Raw genomic sequence first — 501 nt, forward strand, 5'->3', positions numbered from 1 at the left:
GTCTTTAGCTGCGCCTTGATCTCAGCGCGTTCCTCATCGGTCTTTGCCGAGATGTAGGCTTGCCGCAATTTCTGACCTGCGCGGAACGCCTCGGCCAGTGCCTTGTCGCCTGCCGCAACTGACCAGATTCGCACTTCGTGAGCAGAGTAGTCGTATCGAATCATCAGGTATCCGGGTGTGGATACGAACATCTTCTTGATGATCTTTGCGAGCTTTCCCCGGCTCGGAATCTGCTGAAGGTTAGGTCCCATCGACGCGAGACGGCCGGTTACCACCGCCCATACCGAATAGTCAGGCCGCAGGTGATTGTCNTTGGCTGCGTCCATGTTCGTCGTAAGCCGTTTGAACCAGCCCTTCGCATACGTGGACAACAGCTTCGTCAGCGCCTGATAGTCGCCGTACAGACCAACGATCTTGTCCTTGTCGCGGTAATGCGCAACGAATTCCTTGTCGATGGCATCTGCCCCGGTCTTCGTCTTCGACAAGGGTTCGAGTCCGAGG

1 protein-coding gene is annotated in these 501 nt (G+C 56.4%); it reads right to left on the reverse strand.

Annotated elements, in window-relative coordinates; all coding sequences use genetic code 11:
• On the reverse strand, window positions 1-485 hold a 485-nt coding region (locus AC1RPQ_RS07855), incomplete at its 3' end, for a DNA polymerase (RefSeq protein WP_481762242.1).
• Between the last annotated feature and the right edge of the window lie 16 nt (window positions 486-501).

The sequence above is a fragment of the Dellaglioa sp. CoH-57-MRSF-21 genome (assembly GCF_056781915.1).